General features: G+C 39.9%; 23 protein-coding genes and 1 pseudogene. 17 read left to right on the forward strand and 7 right to left on the reverse strand.

The features are described from left to right. Window positions 1–58 precede the first annotated feature (58 nt). Both D9K81_RS14015 and D9K81_RS14020 read right to left on the reverse strand, forming a co-directional pair. The gene (locus D9K81_RS14015; RefSeq protein WP_120375822.1) at window positions 59–1,717 is read right to left on the reverse strand and encodes an MFS transporter; all 1,659 of its coding nucleotides are present in this window, start codon (window positions 1,715–1,717) and stop codon (window positions 59–61) included. Window positions 1,718–1,728: 11 nt separating this feature from the next. After that, window positions 1,729–2,277, reverse strand: a complete 549-nt coding sequence (locus D9K81_RS14020) for a TetR/AcrR family transcriptional regulator (RefSeq protein ID WP_120375843.1) — start codon at window positions 2,275–2,277, stop codon at window positions 1,729–1,731. A 391-nt stretch (window positions 2,278–2,668) separates the two neighbouring features. On the opposite strand from D9K81_RS14020, the gene D9K81_RS14025 reads away from it, so the two are divergent. The 5 genes from D9K81_RS14025 to D9K81_RS14040 all read left to right on the forward strand — a co-directional run bounded on the left by D9K81_RS14025 (window position 2,669) and on the right by D9K81_RS14040 (window position 6,501). Further along, window positions 2,669–2,896, forward strand: a complete 228-nt coding sequence (locus D9K81_RS14025) for an NF038215 family lipoprotein (protein WP_120375823.1) — start codon at window positions 2,669–2,671, stop codon at window positions 2,894–2,896. Between the two features lie 237 nt (window positions 2,897–3,133). After that, window positions 3,134–3,757, forward strand: a complete 624-nt coding sequence (locus D9K81_RS14030; protein WP_120375824.1) for a LysE family translocator — start codon at window positions 3,134–3,136, stop codon at window positions 3,755–3,757. Between the two features lie 137 nt (window positions 3,758–3,894). Beyond that, window positions 3,895–4,989 carry a DUF6670 family protein gene (locus D9K81_RS14035; RefSeq protein WP_120375825.1) on the forward strand — a complete coding sequence of 365 codons (1,095 nt, stop codon included), beginning with the start codon at window positions 3,895–3,897 and terminating at the stop codon, window positions 4,987–4,989. Window positions 4,990–5,169: 180 nt separating this feature from the next. Then, the gene (locus D9K81_RS18855) at window positions 5,170–5,283 is read left to right on the forward strand and encodes a hypothetical protein (protein ID WP_407923638.1); all 114 of its coding nucleotides are present in this window, start codon (window positions 5,170–5,172) and stop codon (window positions 5,281–5,283) included. A gap of 441 nt (window positions 5,284–5,724) precedes the next feature. Continuing rightward, on the forward strand, window positions 5,725–6,501 hold the full coding sequence (locus tag D9K81_RS14040; RefSeq protein ID WP_120375826.1) for a restriction endonuclease: 777 nt from the start codon (window positions 5,725–5,727) through the stop codon (window positions 6,499–6,501). A 55-nt stretch (window positions 6,502–6,556) separates the two neighbouring features. Here D9K81_RS14040 and metG read toward each other — a convergent pair whose 3' ends face one another. The 3 genes from metG to mutM form a co-directional block, all read right to left on the reverse strand. Further along, a complete protein-coding gene (gene metG / locus D9K81_RS14045; RefSeq protein WP_120375827.1) occupies window positions 6,557–8,614 on the reverse strand; it encodes a methionine--tRNA ligase in 2,058 nt (685 codons plus the stop codon). Window positions 8,615–8,869: 255 nt separating this feature from the next. Further along, window positions 8,870–9,154 (reverse strand): peptidylprolyl isomerase, encoded by a 285-nt coding sequence (locus D9K81_RS14050; RefSeq protein WP_120375828.1) that lies wholly within the window; start codon window positions 9,152–9,154, stop codon window positions 8,870–8,872. Beyond that, window positions 9,151–9,990 (reverse strand): bifunctional DNA-formamidopyrimidine glycosylase/DNA-(apurinic or apyrimidinic site) lyase, encoded by an 840-nt coding sequence (gene mutM, locus D9K81_RS14055; protein ID WP_120375829.1) that lies wholly within the window; start codon window positions 9,988–9,990, stop codon window positions 9,151–9,153. Before mutM ends, D9K81_RS14050 begins: the two co-directional genes overlap by 4 nt. A 434-nt stretch (window positions 9,991–10,424) precedes the next feature. Here mutM and D9K81_RS14060 point away from each other — a divergent pair, with 434 nt between their 5' ends. The 3 genes from D9K81_RS14060 to D9K81_RS14070 all read left to right on the forward strand — a co-directional run bounded on the left by D9K81_RS14060 (window position 10,425) and on the right by D9K81_RS14070 (window position 14,226). Then, window positions 10,425–11,663 (forward strand): carbohydrate porin, encoded by a 1,239-nt coding sequence (locus tag D9K81_RS14060; protein ID WP_407923640.1) that lies wholly within the window; start codon window positions 10,425–10,427, stop codon window positions 11,661–11,663. Between the two features lie 387 nt (window positions 11,664–12,050). Continuing rightward, complete coding sequence (locus D9K81_RS14065; RefSeq protein WP_120375831.1) at window positions 12,051–13,172, forward strand: NADH:flavin oxidoreductase/NADH oxidase; 1,122 nt, start codon at window positions 12,051–12,053, stop codon at window positions 13,170–13,172. Between the two features lie 127 nt (window positions 13,173–13,299). Next, window positions 13,300–14,226 (forward strand): AEC family transporter, encoded by a 927-nt coding sequence (locus tag D9K81_RS14070; protein WP_120375832.1) that lies wholly within the window; start codon window positions 13,300–13,302, stop codon window positions 14,224–14,226. A gap of 139 nt (window positions 14,227–14,365) precedes the next feature. Here the strand turns inward: D9K81_RS14070 and D9K81_RS14075 are convergent, their stop codons facing one another. Next, the gene (locus D9K81_RS14075; protein WP_120375844.1) at window positions 14,366–15,175 is read right to left on the reverse strand and encodes a tetratricopeptide repeat protein; all 810 of its coding nucleotides are present in this window, start codon (window positions 15,173–15,175) and stop codon (window positions 14,366–14,368) included. A gap of 233 nt (window positions 15,176–15,408) precedes the next feature. Between D9K81_RS14075 and D9K81_RS14080 the strand changes: the two genes are divergently transcribed. After that, window positions 15,409–15,654, forward strand: a complete 246-nt coding sequence (locus tag D9K81_RS14080; RefSeq protein ID WP_120375833.1) for a hypothetical protein — start codon at window positions 15,409–15,411, stop codon at window positions 15,652–15,654. Between the two features lie 107 nt (window positions 15,655–15,761). On the opposite strand, the gene ygfZ is transcribed toward D9K81_RS14080, so the two are convergent. Further along, window positions 15,762–16,490 (reverse strand): CAF17-like 4Fe-4S cluster assembly/insertion protein YgfZ, encoded by a 729-nt coding sequence (gene ygfZ, locus D9K81_RS14085; protein WP_120375834.1) that lies wholly within the window; start codon window positions 16,488–16,490, stop codon window positions 15,762–15,764. A gap of 618 nt (window positions 16,491–17,108) precedes the next feature. On the opposite strand from ygfZ, the gene acnD reads away from it, so the two are divergent. The 8 genes and pseudogenes from acnD to D9K81_RS14125 form a co-directional block, all read left to right on the forward strand. Then, window positions 17,109–19,724 (forward strand): Fe/S-dependent 2-methylisocitrate dehydratase AcnD, encoded by a 2,616-nt coding sequence (gene acnD, locus D9K81_RS14090; protein ID WP_120375835.1) that lies wholly within the window; start codon window positions 17,109–17,111, stop codon window positions 19,722–19,724. A gap of 221 nt (window positions 19,725–19,945) precedes the next feature. After that, complete coding sequence (locus D9K81_RS14095; protein WP_120375836.1) at window positions 19,946–20,512, forward strand: hypothetical protein; 567 nt, start codon at window positions 19,946–19,948, stop codon at window positions 20,510–20,512. Between the two features lie 163 nt (window positions 20,513–20,675). After that, window positions 20,676–20,906 carry an antitoxin gene (locus D9K81_RS14100; protein ID WP_120375837.1) on the forward strand — a complete coding sequence of 77 codons (231 nt, stop codon included), beginning with the start codon at window positions 20,676–20,678 and terminating at the stop codon, window positions 20,904–20,906. After that, window positions 20,906–21,325, forward strand: coding sequence for a type II toxin-antitoxin system tRNA(fMet)-specific endonuclease VapC (vapC, locus tag D9K81_RS14105; RefSeq protein ID WP_120375838.1), 420 nt, complete (start codon window positions 20,906–20,908; stop codon window positions 21,323–21,325). Before D9K81_RS14100 ends, vapC begins: the two co-directional genes overlap by 1 nt. Before the next feature lie 105 nt (window positions 21,326–21,430). After that, window positions 21,431–21,601, forward strand: a complete 171-nt coding sequence (locus D9K81_RS14110) for a zinc ribbon-containing protein (RefSeq protein WP_228198779.1) — start codon at window positions 21,431–21,433, stop codon at window positions 21,599–21,601. Window positions 21,602–21,723: 122 nt separating this feature from the next. Next, a complete protein-coding gene (locus tag D9K81_RS14115) occupies window positions 21,724–22,299 on the forward strand; it encodes a DUF4126 domain-containing protein (protein WP_120375840.1) in 576 nt (191 codons plus the stop codon). 192 nt (window positions 22,300–22,491) lie between these two features. Further along, window positions 22,492–22,695 carry a hypothetical protein gene (locus D9K81_RS14120; RefSeq protein ID WP_120375841.1) on the forward strand — a complete coding sequence of 68 codons (204 nt, stop codon included), beginning with the start codon at window positions 22,492–22,494 and terminating at the stop codon, window positions 22,693–22,695. A 469-nt stretch (window positions 22,696–23,164) separates the two neighbouring features. Beyond that, a pseudogene (locus D9K81_RS14125) lies at window positions 23,165–23,374 on the forward strand (hypothetical protein); the annotation flags it as partial. Window positions 23,375–23,620 lie beyond the last annotated feature (246 nt).

Here is a 23,620-nt window from a genome sequence, read left to right on the forward strand (position 1 = left end):
TATATTCGCTAAATTTTGATGGGTATAAGGACATTTAAAGGGTGCGGAATATAGGATGTTAACTGGTGTTGTGGTGTAAACGTTTTAGGCTACGATAATGACGGTAACGGTTGCTACCTATAGTGTAGAGCCCCCAAAAGAACAGCAATACCGCAAAAATTTGATTAAGAAGAATTACATCATTGTAGGCACGGACCTGTGCCTCTTTGGTCACTGTTTGATTGAGGGTGCGTAAAGCTTGGTTGTATTGTAATTGTGGATCAAGGGTATAACGATGAGCATTCAGATTGTATATTTCTAAACGTTGTTCAACTTGAGGACTGGTGAGCGGTAAATCATTAATAATTTCAGCTTGATAATGCTGTGTACGCATTTGTTGGTAACTTGAATAAAAGGACGATCCGACCAAGCCACCGAAGGTTTGGCTGGCAGAAAACAGCACAATAAATGTGACCATGTGACTTGGTCCTTTTTGCAATGCACTAATAATGCCCGTCAGTAATAAGGGACCAATAAACATGCCACTGGCAAAGCCCACTAAAAACTGACTTGGGTAGAAGTTTTCAGGGCGTACATCAATAGTTAAATGGTGGTCAAAGGCGCTAGCAATCAGAATAAGAAATACAGCACCCAATAAATGGAGTACCATTTTTTCACGGGAAAAGGTGAGTGCACTAAACAAAGTCCCTAATATAATGCCCGCCATAATCACTACATAAAATGTCACAAATTGGTCAGGCCCCATGCCCATAGTCTTTAAAAAATTGACCGCAGCATAACTTTGTTCGGACATTAAAAATCGAATGGCAAATGCACCAATAATAAAACGTATCGTCGCAGAGGTACTCAGCCAGCGTGTAATAATCAGTGGGTTGACGCGAAAGTGTTCATAGCATAAGCCAATGCAAATCAGCACCCATGCTGCAATAAGTAAATAGGCCAGCCATTCGGCATTTTGCCACCACAAAATAGGACCTTGCGTCAGTACGACACATAAGCAAGCAAAGCCAGTCGCTAGTAACACAAAGGTAAAAATATCTTGAAATTCAAACACAGCAATACGTAAGCTACGGGGCAATTTGAGTGAAACGACCATGGCTAAGCAACACAGTGCCAAACCTAACTCGAAGGTATATAGCAGCGCCCAATCATTCACGTCGACTAAATACGGCGACATAATCCATGCCAAGGGAATACCCAGTTGCTGAAAGCCCAATGCCAAATATAAGCCACGACCAAAATTGACACGTGTAAAGGCTTGCATAATGTAATACATGCCTAATGAGCTAAGTGGCGCGGCCACCAAACCGCTGACAATGCGGACAAATACCGCCATTTCAAAGGTATGCACAAAAAGATGTAAAATGAGAACCACAATAAAGGCGACTAGACCAATTTCAGAAAATAACCGTAGACCATATTGTTGGCGAGCTTTAAATAAGATGAGGTTTGAGCTGACATTCGCCATCACGTATGCAGCTGGAATCCAAGCTACCTCTGAGGGCGTTAGGCCATATTCACCTTGAATAAGGGGTAAATTTGCCGTAATAAAACCATTGCTTAAGCTCCCCGAAATTGCAACAAACAGGCCAATACAAAAGTACAGATAGCGCTTATAAGTTGGGTGTGCGATGGCTGCCGGAGACCCTGGCAAAGTTGGTTTTTCTTCAGCAGTCCAATCTGGAGCGGGCTCGAGTAGGCGTGGTGGTTGGCTCATATAAAATTGACCTAAGCACGAATACCATTAAGTAATAATTCGACGGCACGCGTGGCCAATTTTTCTTGTTCTGCATGGGTATAGCCTTGCAATGCAGAGCGAAGGATTGAGGTCACCATGGCATAATCTTGAGGACTAAAATCTGCACGGCAGAGTCCGTGTTGAATGGCAGTATCAATCAGCGGTTGTAAAATGCTGTCACGGCGTTGGTAAATTTGCACCATGGCAGGGTCGTGACGGTCGATCACACGCCAGTATTCCATTAATGCGGTCAGATAAGGAATATTATGAATGTGGTCGTAAATGAGACGAATAAAACCGTCTTCATATTGGGCATGCTGACGTGCTCGGCTCTCTAAACGATTAAGTGCTTGTTCCATCAGCGCTAAAACCAATTCACGACGATCTGAAAAATTACGATAAAACGTTGCACGCCCGACTTGCGCATCATCAATGATCAGTTGTAAGGGAGCATTAATGCCATGCATACGAAAAATACGAATAGCTGCAGCTAAAAGTTCTTCACGGTTTTGGGTGGCACGTTCTTGGCGTAAAGACATAATCATTCTAAGTTTAATGTGTGGTTATCTGCTTATTTAACGGACAAAAGTGTCCGTTGTAAATATTCTAAATTGTTGCAAATTGTAAGATCTATTCCTATGGTCTCAGTGACACGCTATGCGTAGCTTTGGCATGACATACTTTAAATATGAGTATTTGTTGCTGTAAAATCATTTTATATTTATAAAAAATAATTAAATATTAAATGCTTGAATTTAAATTTTGTATTTTATTACATCAAAGATATCTTTTAATGGCGCAGGTTTTATGATGCTTGAAGGGCATTATTTCCCTAAAATAAAACCAGCATATATATGATAGAAAGATGGCTACATGATTAAATAAAATGCTATGCTGAAAATAACAATAAGAATGATGGAGGGGATAACAATGAAAAAATTATCCTTAGCGACGTGCCAGAGATTGGGCACAGTGATACTGGCTGGCATTGTAATGAACCTTACGGCCTGCGATGCTAAAGAGGATTTGAGCAAGCCTCAAACTGAAGCACGTACCATGATTATTGGTGGCGTACCTGTCAATGAACGTGATTATAGACATCCCAAAGATGATCTCGCATTTAATGAAGCGATTGCACAAGATGATGATCGTTATTAACACATGAGTTGTAGTGAAAACAGCATAACCCACTCAAAAAGCCATACTTTGAAGTATGGCTTTTTTGTATGTGGTGCTTAATCCATCGACTTAAGGCTTTAAGCTATTTATTATTCGCTGTTTTTTTCATCTTATAGTGATTTATACGGTCAATTTGAGCAAGTGCTGAAATAAATAGTGAGAAATTCAATGTTGATCCCGTTAAACTGAGCAGGAATTTTTGAGACGAGACGCGCTGTGGAATCATTCTGGATTTTGGGTTCAATTGCTGCTGCTTTATTATTAGGCGCAATGAGCCCCGGGCCAACGTCGATTTATGTGGCTAAAAACTCAATTGCGATTTCACGCCAGCATGGTTTATTTACAGCACTAGGTACTGGGCTTGGCGCTGCCATTTTTGCTTTGTTAGCGGTGCTTGGTCTACAAGCATTTTTATTGGCAGTGCCGTCGGCATATTTAGCCCTTAAAATTTGTGGTGGTTTATATTTACTTTGGATGGCATTTAAAATTATTAAACATGCCAAAGAACCGATTGATGCAGGACAGGATGCGATGGCACAAATGTCTTTGCGTCGCGCATTTACCACGGGCTTAATTACTCAATTATCTAATCCTAAAATCGCTATTGTGTTGGCGAGTATTTTTACAGCGCTTTTACCGAAAGAGATTCCAACCTATTTTTATTTTGTGTTGCCATTGCTGTGCTTTTTTATTGATGCGGGCTGGTGCTCGTTGGTCGCAGTTGCGCTATCTGCAGAAAAGCCACGCCGTATCTATTTGAAATTTAAAGCAGGGTTTGACCGTGCTGCAGGTGCAGTCATGACAGTACTTGGTTTGAAACTGATTTTTGGTATGAAATAAGCCTGTTTGCGTGCTTAAAATTGTCTAACAATTTATCGCGTATGACCTCAAAACACATTTGCTAGACCTTATTGGCTATGAACAACACGGGATTTAGCCCGTAATTTGGAAGTATCTATTTCTCCCTAGAGCAATACATGCTTCCATTATTAAAAAGTAAACCGCAAAAAAATACGCTTCGCCAGTTATTCAATTATCAACTTGGCCAAGGCTTGACGCCAATTTTAGGTGCTGTACGACCCGCACAACAAGCCCTCTTGCCACGTGACTATAACTTTGACGCGCATCTATTTCATGCTCAGTTTGGCAGTACGCATTATGGCGTGATGATACCGGACTTACCTGAGCCGTATCGTTATCTCTCTTTTGCTTCCGTAATTAGTGAACCAGGTGTACAGATCACACAAGCCTCGGCAAATTTATCTGCTTATTCTGCGACAGACACAGCAACATTAGTGCATGGTACTGCGCTGTCTAGCCAGTCTGAAGCCTTCAGAATTTATTCTGTGCCTCAAGAGTTAAAATTTCAGCAAGTTCCATTTCGAGTTGATTTTGCTGAAGATGCATCACTTTATGAAGACCAAGGTATTTACCGTTTGGTGTCTCATTTAGATGATTTGAAAGTAGATTTAAGTTTAACGCCCACACCCGCGCTGACATGGTTTGCGCATAGTCGCTGGTATGAGCATTTTAGTGTGCTGATGCAATATGAAGGTACGATTACTCAGCAGGGCAATACTGTGCAAGTGAGTGGCTTATGCACGTTGGAACATTTTAAATCTGCTACTGTTTCAATGCTTCCTCAAGTGTTGGGATTGAATCGCTTTAGCTTACCTTTAACGTCATTCTCCTATCAGGTGATAAATTTAAATGCAGAAGAACAGCTGGTGTTGGCCTTTGTGGGCTTTGCTGGCCAGCCTGCCTATACCTCTGTAAATTATCGTCATGTAGATGGGACAGCTATTCAATATGATCATGCGTATTTTGAAGTGACGGCCTCTAAAACAGAACCCTTAATTACCCCCGATGGGCATGTGATGGAAGTTCCACAATCTTTTTGCTGGATAGCACACCATGAGGGTAAAAAAGTATTGGATATTGTGGCAGTAATGGACACGCCATACTGTTATGGCTTAGCGGCAGGTTATGTGAGTTCTTATCAATGGACTGGAACCTTTCAACAGGTAAAAACGCAGGGGCGTGGCTATATTGAGTTTATTGATCGGCGTTAAAAATGAAGGCTTGAGTGCATCTGTATATAAAAAATATTGCAAATCTGTATATTGATTTTTATGCGTAAGAGTGAATTTTTAATTTAAATAAAGTTTTATAAATTAATATCTTACATATATTTCCAATTTGATGCTATTGCCTTTATGATGATCTGTATCTGTATAGCTTTGGATGATGGTATGAGCTTTTGGAAAAAGAAAAATAACGCAAGTTTTGTGTTTTTTATTCTGGTGGTATATTCACTGCTTGGCTTTGGTCTGGGTTATATTATTTGGGATGTAATTCTTAACTAAGTATGCTGTGTTGTTGGAAGCCTCTAGTGATAGGGGCTTTTTTTGTCTCTGATTTGTCCCGTGCGATGCAATAATTGTTAGTTATAAAAGTACAAGGCGTTATACAAAAATGACTTTAGTAATGAATGCTCCTTCTCCCTTTGGGAGAAGGTTGGGATGAGGGTATTCTAATAATTAAAATGTTTGCCTTACTTTTGTTTGGGCAAAAGTAACAAAATCCCTTTGTTTGTTAGAGGGTATGTCCCCGTATCTCTAACGAACGGGGCGACATCCATGTCGCAAGCCATCTGATTGAATCATGCTTTGGAATTCAAAAAGAATTTCCCTCTCCTAATAGGAAAGGGCTAGGGAGAGTTTTGTTGTTTTTAGATTTAATATTTGGTATTCGAATTAGATTAAAAAAGGTAATTTATGGCAGTATGTATTTAAGAAATTGAAAAAATGACAAAAGATTGGTTTGATTTTCAGGAAAAAATTGCGGAACATTTTAGAAGTTTAGGTGTCCAAGCTGAAACAAACAAAACAATAAAAGGCGTAAGGACAGAACATGACTTAGATGTTTATGTAACCTCAAAGTATTTATGCACAAATATTAAATGGGTGATTGAGGCAAAGTTTTGGAAAACAAAAATTCCTAAAGAAAAAGTTTTGGCATTAAGAACAATAGTTGATGATATTGGAGCAGATAGAGGCTTTCTTATATCTGAAGAAGGTTTTCAATCAGGAGCTATAGAAGTAGCAAAAAATACAAATATTGAGTTATTAACTTTTGAAAAATTTATTGAAATTACGAGTGATACATTACACAAAACGATTTTAGATTCTTTTAGAGTCCGTATTCGTTTGATCTCACTAAGATATTATGGTCATTCTAAAAAGATTAGAATTAAATATGGTCTTAGAGAAGATTTGTTAGAGTATCCAATCAAATTTTCAGGGAATTTATTATTTAAGCTTTTATTTGAAGTGATTAATGAGGCGGAAAAAGGGAATTTTCCTATAAAATTTGAAAAATATATGGAAGAGTACAAAGGTTATGAAAGTGTAGCTAATTTTAATGAATTAATTCATTGGCTTAACTTAAATCTAAATTGGCTAGATGAGAAAATTTTGCACTCAGAAATAATGATGCAAAAAAATCAAGAATTTTCCCCAAATTGTGGGGAGGTCAACCTAGAGTTTTTATCTTTATTAGAGTTATCTACTACGAGTGACTAATAAAAATTAAAAGCCCCTACAACGTAGAGGCTTTTTCTTATCTTAGATCTAAATCTTAAGAAACTTTATCACCAGCTTTAGAGCCAGATTCAGGTGAAATCACCCAAACACCTTCGCCATTACCCGCAGCAAGCACCATACCGTTAGAAATACCAAAACGCATCTTACGTGGAGCAAGGTTTGCCACCATCACCACCAATTTGCCTTTTAAATCTTCAGGTTGGTAGAACTCACGAATACCGCTAAATACGTTACGTGGCTCAGCTTCACCTACATTTAAAGTCAATTGAAGAAGCTTGTCAGAACCTTCAACGTGAGCCGCTTCTAAAACTTCAGCCACACGTAAGTCCACTTTCATAAAATCATCAATATTAATGATTTCAGCTTCACCCACTTTAGGTTCAGGTTTCTTTTCAGCCTTCTTCTCTTTTTTCTTTTCCGCTTTTGGTGCTTCAGCAGGCGCAGCTAAAGAATCTTTAGATGCATCGACCATTGCAGCCACAGCTTTCGGGTCTACACGTTGCATTAATGGTTGGAACAATGCAATTTCATGACCTGCAAGAATTTCAGTACGTGAAGCGAAATCGAAAGAAGCCAATTGCAAGAACTCTTGAACTTGAGCAGCCAAAGTTGGCAGTACAGGCGCAAGGTACACCACTAATTGACGGAATAGGTTAATACCGACAGAACATACATCATGAACTTGTTGCTCTTCGCCTTCAATTTTTGCAAGCGCCCAAGGCTTTTTCTCATCAATATATTGGTTAGCTTTATCTGCCAGCGCCATAATTTCACGGATTGCAGCCGAGAACTCACGTGCTTCGTATTGAGAAGCGATTGATGCACCTGCATCAATAAAGCTTTGAACCAATTCAGGCTCTGCACAAGTTGCACTTAATCTGTTTTCAAATTTAGTATTAATGAATTTCGCACAACGGCTTGCGATGTTCACCACTTTACCAACCAAGTCTGAATTTACTTTCTGAACGAAATCATCAAGGTTTAAATCAGAATCTTCAACTTTGTCAGAAAGCTTAGATGCGAAGTAGTAACGTAAATATTCAGGGTTTAAATGCTCTAAATACGTTTCTGCTTTAATGAACGTACCACGAGATTTCGACATCTTCTGACCATTCACCGTCAAGAAACCATTGACGAATAGGCTTGTAGGCGTGCGGTAGTTTGCACCTTCGAGCATTGCAGGCCAGAACAATGCATGGAAGTAAACGATGTCTTTACCAATGAAGTGATATACCTCATTTTCAGAATCTTTTTTCCAGTAATCGTCAAAGCTTAAATCTGGACGTTTAGTTTTGATGTAGTTTTCAAAGCTCGACATATAGCCAATTGGTGCATCTACCCAAACATAAAAGTATTTGTTTGGCGCATCTGGAATTTCAAAACCGAAGTAAGGCGCATCACGAGAAATATCCCAATCCGACAAACCGGCTTCAAACCATTCATCTAACTTGTTGGCAATCGACACAGGTAGACGACCTTCATCACGTGTCCATTTCTGTAGATATTCACCAAAGTTTGGTAGTTTGAAGAAGTAGTGATCTGAAGATTTCTCTACAGGTGTTGCGCCACTTAAAGTCGATTTAGGGCTTAATAGTTCAGTTGCGTTGTAGGTCGTACCGCACACTTCGCATGAATCGCCATATTGATCTTCCGCTTTGCATTTCGGGCATGTGCCTTTAATGAAACGATCCGACAAGAACATCGCTTTTTCAGGGTCAAACAATTGTGTAACAGGGCGCACCGCAATGTTGCCTGCTTCACGGTTCTTAATATAAATTTCAGAAGCACGCGCTTGGTTTTCAGCGCTATTAGTTGAATCATAGTGGTCAAAGTCCACTTTAAAGCCAGCAAAGTCACGTTCGTGTTCTTTTTGCACATTGGCAATTTGTTGCTCAGGACTAATTCCATTCGCTTCAGCACGAAGCATAATCGCTGTGCCATGAGCATCATCCGCACATACATAAGTCACGTTATGACCCATTGCACGCATGGCACGAACCCAAATATCTGCTTGGATATAACCGAGTAAATGACCCATGTGAATTGGGCCATTCGCGTATGGAAGGGCATTAGTAACTAAAATATTACGCACGGATTAACTCTCTCAGTCGTATTCATTATGCAATGGGCAATAATTTTACCTGATCAAAGAAGGAATACAAAGCAAAGCTTTATCTGAATGTAACTCATACAAATGCTGATACTGCGTATTGTTTGTAACGTATACAGATCAAATCTACAAAATAAGAGCCTAAAAAAGATAGATGCCAACCTTCATCGGATCTATCTTTTTATGGCACTGGTGTGGATGGCCTGAAGAGTAGACTTCATGAGCCATCTGGCTGTATTAAAAATCCATACGGAATTTAATTTCTAATAAATGCCAGCCAAATTGGCTTTTGATCGGGCCATGTAATTCACGTTCTGGTAGTGTAAATACTGCTTTATCGATGGGACCTACCAACTGACCTTTTTTAATATCACCGAGCTCACCACCTTTTTTATTGGAAGGGCAGGTTGAGTGTTGCTTGGCAATTTTGGCAAAGTCAGCACCATCTTTAATTTTCTTTTTGAGCTGTTCAGCGAGTTCTTTATCTTTCACTAAAATGTGACGGACAATAGCAGATTTCATTTTTTACCTCGTTGAACAGTTTTGGCTTGCTTAAAGGGTTGGCATTCTGGACAGAACACAGATGCACGTTGACCAAGTTTAATATTTTCTAGCGTTGTTTCACAATTAACGCACATCTCACCTGCGCGACCATAAGCCAATAGGGTTTGTTGGAAATATCCGTTTTCGCCCATTGCATTGGTATAGTCACGTAAGGTTGAGCCACCAAGGTCAATGGCTTGCTTTAATATGCGTTTAATTTCTAGTGTTAATTGTTCGATTTGAACGGCATTTAAATCTTTTGCAGGCTGTGCAGGGTGAATCCCTAAGTTGAATAAACTTTCAGTGGCATAAATATTTCCTACACCCACCACCACATGATTATCCATAATGGTCACTTTAATCGCGGTATTTTTATTTTTAAGCTTGCTGGCTAAATACCTTGCATTAAAGTCATCACTCAGAGGTTCAGGCCCTAAACTGTCAATCAGCTTGGTTTGTGAGTGTTGGTCTAACCATAAAATACAACCAAAACGTCGCGGGTCGTGGTAGCGCAATTGGAAATCTTCAAATTGGATAATGAGATGATCGTGCTTGCGATATTCTTCATGGGTTTCACAAAGTCGGAAACTGCCAGACATACCCAAATGCCAAAGCATGCTGTCTTGTTCAAATGTGGCCAAAATATACTTTGAACGACGCGAAAGTTGCTGTAAGCGTTGTCCAACCAGTTTGTTGAGATCGTTTGGAATAGGCCAACGTAAGCTACTTTGACGCACTTCAACGGATTGTACGCGCTGACCGAGCAAAGGCATAAGACTGGTTTTGGTGGTTTCAACTTCTGGTAATTCAGGCATTGTCGGAGGTGTGCTTGGGAGTTGAAGCTAATATTGGGTTCTTATGCAGTGTTTACAAGCCTCGTCAGAGATTGAATACAGCGATGCAACGCACGCTGAGGTGAGAACTACTTTAATTGGGCTAAATAGGCATCATTTTAGGCTGACAGCCACAATATAAGGCATTGAAATTATTATACTTCAGTCTAATGAAAGGCATGTTTTTTGGGCTTTTACACAATACAGATTTGAGTTAGTTAAATGTTTTTAAATAAAATTATATATAAATAATTATTCTATAAAAAAAAGTTTGGTAAGTAATAAAAATAATGCTGAGATTTAATTGTAAATATTATGTAACTTTTACCCCAAAATGGTGTGACCCTTTGCGCGCTACATCTTGCAACTCTCTCTAAATTTAGGTTTTTCCTATGAAAAATTTTACTCTATCGATCATGCCCCTTTGTCTAATGGCAACGATGAGCAATGTCTTTGCGGCTGAACAGCCATTTGATAGCAAAGGTCAATATATGCTGGGTGATTGGAACGGTAAGCGTACCGAGTTGGCTCAACAAGGTGTGAAATTTGAAGCAAATATTGCGGCTGATGCTGCCTATTTGGCTGAAGGTGGACGCCATGAAGACCATGCTGCCACAGTGGCGAGCCAACTTTGGTTGGGAACTGCTTTGGATATGGAAAAACTCGCTGGCTGGGACGGGGTAACAGTTCGTGCAGTGCTTACAGCGCGTCAAGGTCAAAGTACCACAGTAGATGACTTACAAGACCGTACTGCGCCACACATGGCCAACGTACAAGCAAACTTTGGTCGCGGTAATCAAAAGTCACGCTTGTCTGAGCTTTCGATTGAAAAGAAATTTAAAGACCAAGGTTTAAGTATTAAAGCGGGACGTTTGGGTCTAGGCATGGACTTTAACGTGATGGCATGTGATTTCCAAAGTACTGCATTTTGTGCAGCACAAATGGGGAAATGGCAGGGTGGTATGTGGATGAATACCCCAGTGTCACAATGGGGTGCGCGTGTGAAACAACAGCTGAATCCTGAATGGGCAGTGCAAGTAGGTGTGTACGAATATAACCCTGAAAATGCACTTGAGCGCCATGGCTGGAATTTAGATACTGACAATGCCGATGGTGTTACGATTCCAGTAGAAGTGATTTGGACACCTAAGGCCTTGGTGAATGGTTTATCAGGAAGCTACCGTTTAGGTGCAATGTATAACACGGCAAATGAGCTTAAAAACCAAAAAGACATTGCCAATCCAACTGATGCTCAAAACCGTACATTTGGTGGCTGGTTAGCGGTAGAACAACAGCTCACTTCTACGGGTGAAGGCAAACGAGGTCTACATAGTTTTGCGAACTTTACATGGCATGATCGTGTGACCAATAAAGTAGATAATTCACAGCAAGTGGGCTTGAAATATATTGGCTTAGTAGACAATTTGCCGAATGACATGATTGGTTTAGGTGTAAACCGTGTGCATGTAAATGACCGACTCTCACAAACGACTTATGATGCCAGTGCAGAGTACAATATTGAGCTTAACTATAGCCATAACCCGAGCAAATGGTTAATGCTACGTCCAAACCTACAGTATGTGATTAATCCTGGTTCAACCAACCGAGTTGATAATGCATTGGTGCTTGGTTTAAGTTCAAAAGTAACTTTTTAAGTCAGTACGTCATATCGTATTTACATCGTATTGAAATAAAAAACAGGCACTTTAAGTGCCTGTTTTTTTATATCTGATGGTTTGAAATACTATATGTGTACAAAATTAAAAAATTGTTATTGATAATGATCGTAGCGAGTTTTAGCTTTCTGTCAGCTGGAATTTAAGAGTAGCTATGAGCAGGTTTAAAATGATCGCTTTATTTGCCACATTAGCTTAGCTTTTTGGATAAAAGTAAGCGTTTAAAGCATTAAAATGGAAGAAAAATATACAAATATTATAGTTGTCAATTTGAAGGATGAACGCTATTTTGAACTAGCCACAGGTTTAAATTAGACTGCTGGTGGAAGTATAAACACTCATTGAAAAATAAAACCGAGGACGAACGTGACTTTATTGTTTAAGCCTTTGCAGTTCGGGCAGTTAACGCTGTCAAATCGAATTTTGATTGCACCAATGTGCCAATATTCTGCCAATGAGCATGGGGAGCTCAGTTTTTGGCATGAACAGCAGTGGGCAAATTATGCGTTGTCTGGGGCGGGTCTATGTATTGTAGAAGCAACAGCTGTACAACCCGAAGGCCGAATTAGCTATGCAGACTTAGGTTTATGGAATGATCAGCAAGCGACACAGATGAAATCGCTTCTCACAAAAGTGAGAACTGTATCACCAATGCCATTTGCGGTACAATTGGCTCATGCTGGGCGTAAGGCTTCAACTGATAAACCTTGGCAAGGCCGTGGTCAAATTGCACCTGAGCATGCACATGGCTGGCAGGCAGTATCTGCGAGTGATATTCCATTTTCTGAAAAAGATCACGCACCACATGCATTGAGTCATGCTGAAATTCAGCAGATCATTGCAGACTTTGTTTCTGCTGCAAAACGTGCAGTTCATGCAGGTTTTGACTTAATCGAATTGCATGCTGCGCATGGTTATTTACTCCATCAGTTTATGTCACCACTGTCGAATCATCGTACTGATGAATATGGTGGCAGTTTTGCCAATCGTATTCGTTTTACTTTGCAAGTTTTACAAGCAATGAAAGATGCTGTGCCAGAGGGATATCCGATTGGTGTCCGTATTTCAGCTACAGATTGGATGGATCATGTAGACAGTTGGACGCTAGAGCAGAGCGTAGAATTGGCTCAAGCTTTAGAACAACTGGGAGCAGCTTATATTCATGTGTCATCAGCAGGTTTACATGAGGCACAAAAAATAGATGTACATGCCAGCTATCAAGTCCCATTTGCTGAAGCTGTAAAGCAGGCGGTGAAGATTCCTGTGATTGCTGTCGGCTTGATTACCGAAGCCATGCAGGCTGAAGGCATTTTGCAATATGAGCAAGCCGATGCGATTGCGATTGCCCGTGCAATTTTATACGACCCTCGCTGGCCATGGCACGCAGCCGCTGAACTCGGTGAAGTGATCGCGATTGCACCTCAGTACTTACGCTGTCAGCCACATGCTTTAAATAGCCAATTTAAACCCTTTTCTCTCGAAGACTGAGTTGAAGTGCACATGGTTGCACTGAAAATGAAGTGACTGAGCTGAAAGCTTTTAAACTGCAACTTCGGTTGCAGTTTATTTTTGTATGTCTATTTGCTTAGCGTACAACTCAATAGGAGTGTAACGAATGGTTTTTGAAGTCATTATTCCAATATTTATATTATTGGTCTTGGGTTACTTGGCCGTAAAGCTAAATCTGCTGGCTAAAGCTCAGGTTGATGTGATTGGAAGCTTTGTCATCAAAATTGCGTTGCCTGCACTGATGTTTCAGTCTTTAGCCACTAAAGATATAGAAGAAATTTGGTTACCTGATTTTTTCTTGGTGTTCGCCATAGCCGCCTATATCTGTTACGGCCTCGGATTTTATTTAAGCATTCAGTATTTTAAACAACGTATGAGCCAAGCGTCTATTTTAGCGTTAGGCGCGAGTATGTCGAATACAGGTTTGCTGGGTACAGCTGTGCTAAGCCTTTTGATGGGCAGCAAAGCGATGACCTATATTATGCCTATTTTAATTTTTGAAAGCGTATTACTCCTTCCAACAGTATTGATTTTAATTGAGTTGGGCAGTCAAAAGGGCGCGAATGTTGTAGCAGTGTTTAAAAGCACTTTTTTAATGCTTTTTAAAAATCCACTGTTTGTTACGGTGATTGCAGGTATTTTATTTGCTGTATTGCATATCCCGCTACCAACGCATCTAAATACTGTATTAGATCTGTTGGGACATACGGCTTCGCCTTTGGCCCTATTTGCGATTGGGGGAGGCATTGTTGGCATGGGGTTGAAGTACATGAACCTGCAAACAATTTATTTGGTCTTGAGTAATAATATTTTAATGCCTGTATTGGTTTATCTTGGCTTGCGTTATGGGGTAAATGCTCATCAAGAAATGTTGTATGCAGGGACCATTATTGCGGCATTGCCTATGCCGACTATTTTTGCATTATTGGGCCAATTTAATGGTTTAAAGGATGAAGCGCTTACACCCTTACTCATCAGCACCATTGTCGGCTTTATTGGCATAAGCTTTTTGATTGCACTGTGGTATGGCTAAGTGATGTATTTAGCGAAAGCTTGATGCTGAGAACAAAATTAAAGACGCAATGAAATACCTGCTACTTATTAAAATAAATATATTCACAATAAAAAGCCCTGAATATTCAGGGCTTTTTATTATTTATAGGGCGCTTGAATTAGCTCTTTTTCGCTGGGGTTTTGCTCGTGCCTTTGGCTTGTTCTGCCATAAGTTTATCCACTACAGCCAAAGACTCTTTGGCTTGCGGAATGTTCTCTTTAGCTAAAGCAGCAAAGATTTTTTTCGCTTCAGGTAAGTTTTGCGGAATGATATTGCCGTTTACAAACATATTGCCTACAGCCATTAACGCAGGAATATAACCTTTTTTCGCAAGATCTTGGATGCTGGTTAAACCAGCTTGTACCAATTTTTCATCTTTGTTTTTAAAGCCTAAACTAATGTCATACAACGCTTTGGCATGAATAGCTTGGTAGTTGCCTTTTTTGATCAGTGGATCAAGTTTCGCTAAACCTTCTTTATTCGATTCAGGTTTGTTTTCTGAAAATAATAGTACGGCTAAATCGATAGTGGCATCATCAAAGCCTTGAGAAGAAGCTTTGTTTAGGTATTGCTTCGCTTTGTTGATGTCTGTAGGTAAGCCCAACGAGCCAGTAATGTAGTTTTTACCTAACACATAGTTGGCAACAGGATAGCCTTTATCGGCAGACTGTTTATAAAGCTCGACTGCTTTTTTCTCATTCTTTGCCGTGCCTTGGCCAGATTGAGTTAAGTATGCAAGATTATACATCGCCTGAGCATTGCCTTGTTTTGCCAATTTATCGAGTGCTTGATAAGCACCAGTCATATTATTGGCTTTCACCATACTTTCAATTTTGGCAAACTCAGGATCTATACTTTGAGTATTTGTTTCTGCTGCCGCAAATTGAGAAGAAAGTGCAATAAGGCCTGCTAAGAGTAATTTTTTCATTTTTAAACCTTTTAAAAAACAGTCACATAATTCCATCTATGTGTTTTGGAATAAGACTAACAGATTCATCATAAATAGAAATATTTGAAAGTAAAGAGTGCTTCTGTGAAATATTTTAAGTGGTTAAAAGCCGATTGCATACTTTATATTGCGTCGACAAACTAAAAAATATTTTTGGCATTTGTGACTCAGTTTGTTTTAATCACTTTTGTAATATACGAGTGAGTTCTTAAATGTTTATTAAAAGCATTCGGCGAAATTATGACAAAGTGGAGCAAGACGACAGTATCGCCCATGAAGACAAAATAGATGCCTTACTGATGAAGCTAGGCGAAGCATTTTTAGTGAGCAAAGATGATCGGGTATACATCTTTGAAAAAGGCGAAACCCGCGTCAAATTTGACGCGAAGCATGCACGTGATTTTTCGTTTAAAGATTATCTATGTAAAGACATGAATAAGTTATTTCATGACTTTTAAGCTAGTGGAAATTTCATCAAAAAACCTCCTGATTAGGAGGTTTTTTATGATCGAGTAGTCATATATTACACAGCAAGCGAGTTACGGTAATTTTAGGACTACAGCACTTATTGTGGACGAGCCACATCGCCATTCAAGCTTTCAGGCAAATCTAAAACAGTCACATCTAACTCAGCCAAAGCATCTGGACGGGCTACCACCAAAGCCACATAGCCTTGTTCCGTTGGCGCGCTGTTCACCACTTGTACTTGTGCATGTAGCTGTTCGCCTTGAGCAGGGGCAGTACCTGTACCAGCAATGGCATGTAACCAAGCTTTTGGTTTTGCCTTAAACCACAAACGTGCAATCACTTCTTGGCCCAAGTAGCAACCTTTGTCGTAGTGAACGCCTTCACGTTGATGTAAACGCAATTCTTGTGGCTGGAATACATGCTCAATCGCTTGATCAATATAGGCTTGACCAGCTTGAATCGCTTGAATTTCCCATGTTGCACTATCTGTGACTTCAGCAGAGAAGCTTGTCGTGCCTTCGGTGAGCGTTGGAAAAACAGAGCCAACTTGTTCTAATTTCATTTTAGAAAAAGCACCAAATTTTTTAATATGTTTGGCAAATTCTTCTGCTTGATCGGCTGTCGTCACAATCTCAAAACTTTCAGCATTGAGTTTAGTTAGCCACAAACCAAAGTGAATACGGCCTTTGAGATCGCAAATTGCAGTATAGCGGGTTTGATTTTCTTCAAGGCGCTCTACATGCAAAGTCACTTGACCTTGTAAAAATTTTTGTGCGTCTACACCATTTAAAGTGAATTTTTGGAAGCCGAGGGAAGCACCAGTCATAAGATCGCCTATACAAAATGCTAAAAAATATATGGACTGAAATATAGCACATAGTCAAGCCAAGCTGATGGTTTCGGGGAGGGAAAATACATAGCCTAAAATGACACAGTGCGACCCAGAAGCTGAATGATATGTGCTGATAAAGCGAGCCTAGCAGACATCAAAATGATCCATGAATTTGTCCTATCGCCAGATGTGCTGTGGTCTATTCAAGTGGAAAATCACTCTGCCGAATGAAGTTGGAGACAATGCCAGCTTTTATTGGGGTTTAAGTCTTTAAAAATAAGATGGCATTCAAAAAGTGAAATTTAACAACACTGTTCGCTGAATTAAAAATGGATTATTCAATTAAAAATAAGCCATGAAATACAGTAGGCACCCACATATAAGACTAAAGAATGGGCTTGGAATGGACTGAATTTTGGACAAAAGTCTTATTTAGAGTAAATATACCAAAACAAATGTAACTAGATGTTTCTAAAACACCTGTTTTCTAGATTAAGTATATGAAAAATATAAGATTTGGGAAATGGGGTTTTGACAGTGTAGTATGCCTAGCGACATAAGACGAAAACGTCAAAAAATAAGTTGCAAAAAAATGTATGAGGGCAGGAAGGCATGAACAACAACTACCGTAAACCGCTGCAAGGTACCCAGCTAGAATATTTCAATGTGCGTCAAGCCGTGGAAGATATTCAGCAAGGCGCATACGCAAAATTACCATATACATCAAAGGTACTGGCAGAGCAGCTGGTACGTAAATGTGATCCTGCGATTTTAGAGCAGTCATTAAAAGAATTGATTTTTAGCAAACAAGACCATGATTTTCCTTGGTATCCAGCGCGTGTGGTGTGTCACGATATTTTAGGTCAAACCGCACTTGTAGATTTAGCGGGATTACGAGATGCGATTGCCGATCAAGGAGGCGACCCATCTAAAGTGAATCCAGTTGTACCTACACAGCTAATTGTGGATCACTCATTGGCAGTGGAATATGGCGGTTTTGATCCAGATGCATTTGAAAAAAACCGTGCAGTTGAAGACCGTCGTAATGAAGACCGTTTCCACTTTATTGAATGGACAAAAACAGCGTTTGAAAATGTGGATGTGATCCCTGCGGGTAACGGCATCATGCACCAAATCAACTTGGAGAAAATGTCTCCAGTGGTGCAAAACCGTGGTGGCGTGGCATTCCCAGATACCTGCGTAGGTACAGACTCACATACCCCACATACAGATGCTTTGGGTGTGATTTCTGTGGGTGTGGGTGGCTTGGAAGCTGAAAACGTCATGCTTGGCCGTGCATCTTGGATGCGTCTGCCGGACATCATTGGTGTAGAGCTGGTAGGTCAGCGTAAAGCTGGCATTACTGCAACGGATATCGTTTTAGCATTGACTGAATTCTTACGTAAAGAACGCGTGGTGGGTGCCTATTTAGAATTCTTTGGTGAAGGTGCAGACAGCATGTCTGTGGGCGATCGCGCAACTATTTCTAATATGACTCCTGAATATGGTGCAACTGCGGCCATGTTCTACATCGACCAAAACACCATTGATTATTTAACGTTGACAGGTCGTGAAGCTGATCAAGTGAAACTTGTAGAAACGTATGCCAAAGAAATTGGTCTTTGGGCATCGGATATGACAGAAGCGCAATATCCACGTGTTTTACGTTTCGATCTTTCAACGGTTACTCGTAATATTGCAGGGCCATCGAATCCGCATGCACGTGTATCAACTGCGGATTTAAAAGCTAAAGGCATTGCAGGTAACTTAGAAGCAGCGCATGCGCAAGAGGCAGAAGGCTTAATGCCAGATGGCGCGGTGATCATTGCAGCCATTACTTCATGTACCAATACCTCTAACCCACGTAATACCGTTGCTGCAGGTTTGTTGGCACGTAAAGCCAATGAATTAGGCTTGGTACGTAAACCTTGGGTGAAATCATCTTTTGCACCAGGTTCTAAAGCGGCAGCACTTTACCTAGAAGAAGCAGGCGTATTGGGTGATCTTGAGAAACTTGGTTTCGGTATCGTGGCATACGCATGTACTACATGTAACGGTATGTCAGGTGCGCTAGATCCTGTAATTCAGCAAGAAATTATTGACCGTGACTTATACGCAACGGCGGTGCTTTCGGGTAACCGTAACTTTGATGGTCGTATTCATCCATACGCAAAACAAGCGTTCTTGGCGTCTCCACCTTTAGTTGTGGCTTATGCGATTGCAGGCACGATTCGTTTTGATATCGAAACTGATTCTTTAGGTAATGATAAAGACGGTAATCCAATTTACCTGAAAGACATTTGGCCATCTGATGAAGAAATTGATGCGCTGGTAAAAGTTGCGGTGAAGCCTGAGCAATTTAAGAAAGTGTATATTCCAATGTTTGATTTGGGCGAGCGTGTACAGGCAGCGAGTCCATTGTATGACTGGCGTCCGCAAAGTACCTATATCCGTCGTCCGCCGTATTGGGAAGGGGCACTGGCTGCACCGCGCACACTTGCCAATATGCGTCCGCTTGCGATTTTGCCTGACAATATCACTACGGATCATTTGTCTCCATCGAATGCGATCATGATGGATTCGGCTGCAGGTGAATACTTGCATAAAATGGGCGTGCCTGAGGAAGATTTCAACTCATACGCAACCCACCGCGGTGACCATTTAACGGCGCAACGTGCAACATTTGCGAATCCGAAATTGTTTAATGAAATGGTGGTTCGCTCTGACGGTACCATCAAGCAGGGTTCTAAAGCGCGTGTAGAGCCGGAAGGCGAAGTGATGCGTATGTGGGAAGCCATTGAAACCTACATGAACCGTAAACAGCCTTTAATCATCATTGCAGGTAAAGACTATGGTCAAGGTTCGAGCCGTGACTGGGCTGCAAAAGGTGTGCGTCTTGCAGGTGTTGAAGTGATTGTGGCGGAAGGTTTTGAGCGTATTCACCGTACGAACTTGGTGGGTATGGGCGTGTTGCCGCTTGAGTTTAAAGCAGGCACAGACCGTAAAACCTTAAAGTTAGATGGTACTGAGCTGTATAGCGTAATTGGTAATATCGCGCCACGTTCTGACTTAACTTTGGTGATTGAGCGTTCAAATGCCAATGGTCAAAATGAGATCGTGAAAGTGCCTGTTACGTGTCGTTTAGATACTGAAGAAGAAGTGCATGTGTATGAAGCGGGTGGTGTGTTGCAGCGTTTTGCACAGGATTTCTTGGAAGGGAATGTTTAATAATCTCCCCTAACCCCTCTTTGAGAAAGAGGGGGAACTCCCTCCTTTTTAAAAGGAGGGTTGGGGTGGATTAAAGTTATTGATATTGTTTAAAAAATACCCTAAATTTATGTGGGGTTTTATTATTAAAAGAGATGATCATTGTATTACAAAGCTTTACATTAGGATTCTTATGAAACTTTTTAGCTATCTGTATTTTCTCTATTAAAGCGATAAATAAAGTGAATATTTTAGAAAAATTTATTAAACAAATAGATGCTAGAACTAATGAAAACCAAAAAGCGTTTAATTTGTTATATGAGCAAAAATGTTATGGAGTTTGTATTGGAATTATTCGACAAGAACTAGATAGCCTTTTAAGAGCAAGTTATTTAATTGATTTTAATAGTTATACGTTTAGATTTAATGCATTTGATTTAATTAAAAATAGTGTTGAAGTTGGTGAATGGAAATTTTTGAATAGCAACCATAAAATGCAACGAGTCACAGACAGAGATATGCTTATTGAAGGGGGATGGGAAGAGGTAGTATATAATTTTGGATGTGGGTTAATACATTTATCCGACAAGCATTTGTATAGAGATTTGGATCCCATTCTTAAGATTAAAAAAGAAGAAAAAGACAGAATTATTGGTTATTTAAGTTTTTATCATGGCTTTAGTGAGAAAGAAGTAGATATGAATGATATTATTGAGTATTTACCTAAAATATATAAAAAAATCTATGAAAATATTGAATGTTACTTAGAGATGTATGTTGAAATAAATGATGAAAAAAAGATCTTCTAAATTCGGGTCAAAAAGATTTTTCATAAAACTACTCCTGAGGATAAAAAGATAGCTTATAAAAGGGGATTAAATTGAGTCTTTAAAGAGATAGAGAATAATTGATTGAAAAACACACAAAAAATACCTATCATAAGATATATACCAAAACTATTGGAGTAGCCCCATGACTACAGCAAAAGTTTTTATGACAGGTCGCAGTCAAGCCATTCGTTTACCAAAAGAATTTCGCTTTGAAGGAAAAGAAGTTGAAATCTTCCGCCGTGGTGACGAGGTCATACTGCGTGAAAAACCAGTCACAGCAGAGCAGTTATTTAAAGTTTTGGCGCAAATGCCAGAAGACTTTTATGCAGAAACAAGAGTGGATGAACCACCGCAAGAACGAGAAGAGTTCTAATGCCAACACAATATTTATTGGATACAAATATTTGTATCTATATCACTAAACATCAGCCAGAAATTGTCCGTCAGCATTTTGAAAAACATTTACCTGATGGCAATATCTTTATTTCAGTGATTACTTTAGGTGAACTTCGCTTTGGTGCAGAAAAAAGTCAATGGAAAGACAAAGCTTTTAAAGTGATTGATGAATTAACTTCAATTATTCCTGTTATAGATTTAGATGAAAAAACAGCGGATCACTATGCTCAAATTCGAAAAGAGTTAGCGGTTCAGGGGCAGATGATAGGCAATAATGATCTATGGTTGGCTGCACATGCGAGAGCAAATAATTGGATTATGGTCACTAATAATGAAAAAGAATTTCTACGTGTAGATGGACTACGAGTGGAAAACTGGGTGAGCAAATCTCTGTAAACCCACCAAAATTTCGAGGCGAAATTATACTTTGCCTAAATGCCATCATCAATTGTCGAAATGACCAATAGACAATCATCACGATAGGGGTATACTGATTTAACCATTTCTAAAAACACATGGAGAACAAAAATGGTAATTGCAGGCTCTAAACCAGGAACAGGCTTCTATTTTTGTGTTCAATGCGGCCACCGCACCTACTTAGAAATTGGTACTGATCGTCTACCACCTTGTACCAAATGTCTGGGCACCGAATACAACGATAAGGTTGCCTAAGCACAGCACGTTAAAACAGCCAATCCTGTTTTAAAATAAAAGCCCTATTACACGATAGGGCTTTTTTGTTAGCGTATAAAAAGTAAAAATAAATACACCCCGCCAGAACAGGACAAAACAGTATGGAAACAATACTTGGCTTATGCATAGGCATAGGACTTAGCGCAGCCTGCGGATTTCGCGTATTTGTACCCTTATTGGTGATGAGCCTAGCTGCTATTTTAGGTTGGTTCGAACCCATGAAAGGCTTTGAATGGTTAGCCATGCCATCAGTCTGCATTGCACTGGCCTTTGCCACTTTATGCGAAATAGGCGCGTATTACATACCGTGGGTAGACAATTTACTCGATACTATTGCAACACCTGCAGCTATGGTAGCAGGCACACTCACCACCATGGCGGTAAGTTCAGGCGAAATGTCACAGTTTGCCAGTTGGGCTTCTGCCATTATTATTGGCGGTGGTACAGCCACAGCGGTGCAAATGAGTACAGTGGCTGCACGTGGGGTATCTACAGCCACCACAGGCGGTGTTGCAAACCCTATACTTTCTACAGGAGAGTGGATCGGTGCATTTGTCGTGTCTATTTTGGCATTTTTAGTGCCTGTGCTCGTCGTGGTGCTTGGCATTGTGGCTATGATTTGGTTTGTACGCTGGATACGAGCGAAAAAGAATAATGCGATATCTCACTCACATTAAGTTCAGTGCAATGCTTCCAACAGCACGATAAGTTTTAAGTTGATTTTTATAAAAATAATCGATTTTAATTATTTTAAAGTGATTGATTTTTGCGCGTAAAAGGCATAATTTTATTATGGAATTAAAGCCATAATATTTGTATGGTTTTATTCAAGCTTGAACGATTAAAACAAAATGAAGGGGGAGCTGTGAATGATAAAATTTATTGTAGATGAGCAACCTACAGAAAAAGGGGTGCACTTAATTCACAATGGGGATGCGAATTGTCAGGCAATGCCAAAATATGATGATCAAATACTGATAGGTTACTTTGCTGATTTTGAGCTGGCTTACAAACGCGCAAGAATGAACTGGCCCAGAGAAAAAGTAGAAGCCTGTACTTGTTGTCAGGCTTAAGGTGCTCGGGTTTTAGGGCAAAGCCAATTCCAGAATGTGTCTGACTAACACACTTGCATGGTACTAAGCAGGTTTAACCTTAAAAGCTTGACCTTCGGATGGAGCTTTTTTATGCCTATTTTCGTATTTATAACGTAATTAAGGCTGTGTCGAACAAAGTAGTTCTCGCTTTAAATTGAGTGCTTCATGCGAGCAATCCACAACAAGCGAGTAATTCACAATAAGTGTGGCAAAGTTTCTTATGTCTGTAGATGTATAGATCGTGAAATAGAAAAATTAGATTGGCGGGTAATAGAGCAGTTTTGGCGCAGATTTTGCTACATCAAACCAGTAACTATGGATGAGCGAAATACTTTTTATAGCAAAGCATGCGAACCATCCATCATTTTTATTTCCGTCATTTAAAGTGAGAACAGCCACGATGCATAGCATTGCAACTACACCAGTGCAGGATAAATTAGCAAAATGAGCACATCTTTATGCAGCATGGCCTTTAATACTCATTGTATTTGGTGGTGCAATTGGGTTGCTGTATGGTGCGTTGGCCTATCTAATTAACTTAAAAGTGTATGGCTCTGAACTAAGCAAACTGAATAAAATTTTAGCCAATTTGCTCTGTGGCATGTCGGCACTAAGTGCATGGTGGTTTACAGCGCAGTGGGTGCAAGCGTATTTTTAAGGGTTAATTTTAGTGTAAATAGTAAAAACTATTCTCTAAAACAGCCTGAATTTCGATGAATATATCTATAAAATGAACCAGTATGGGAAAATATCTTATAAATAGAATATATATGAAAAAAAATTCTAAAATTAATTAAAAATAGTTTGAAACAGGGGAAACAATCCCGCCTACTTTTTTCTAAACTTTATCTCAAGGGTGTGATAGAGATCGAAAAGAGCAGCATGCTGTGAGGGCGCACGACGC

Source organism: Acinetobacter chengduensis (assembly GCF_003664645.1).
GTDB classification, from domain to species: domain Bacteria; phylum Pseudomonadota; class Gammaproteobacteria; order Pseudomonadales; family Moraxellaceae; genus Acinetobacter; species Acinetobacter chengduensis.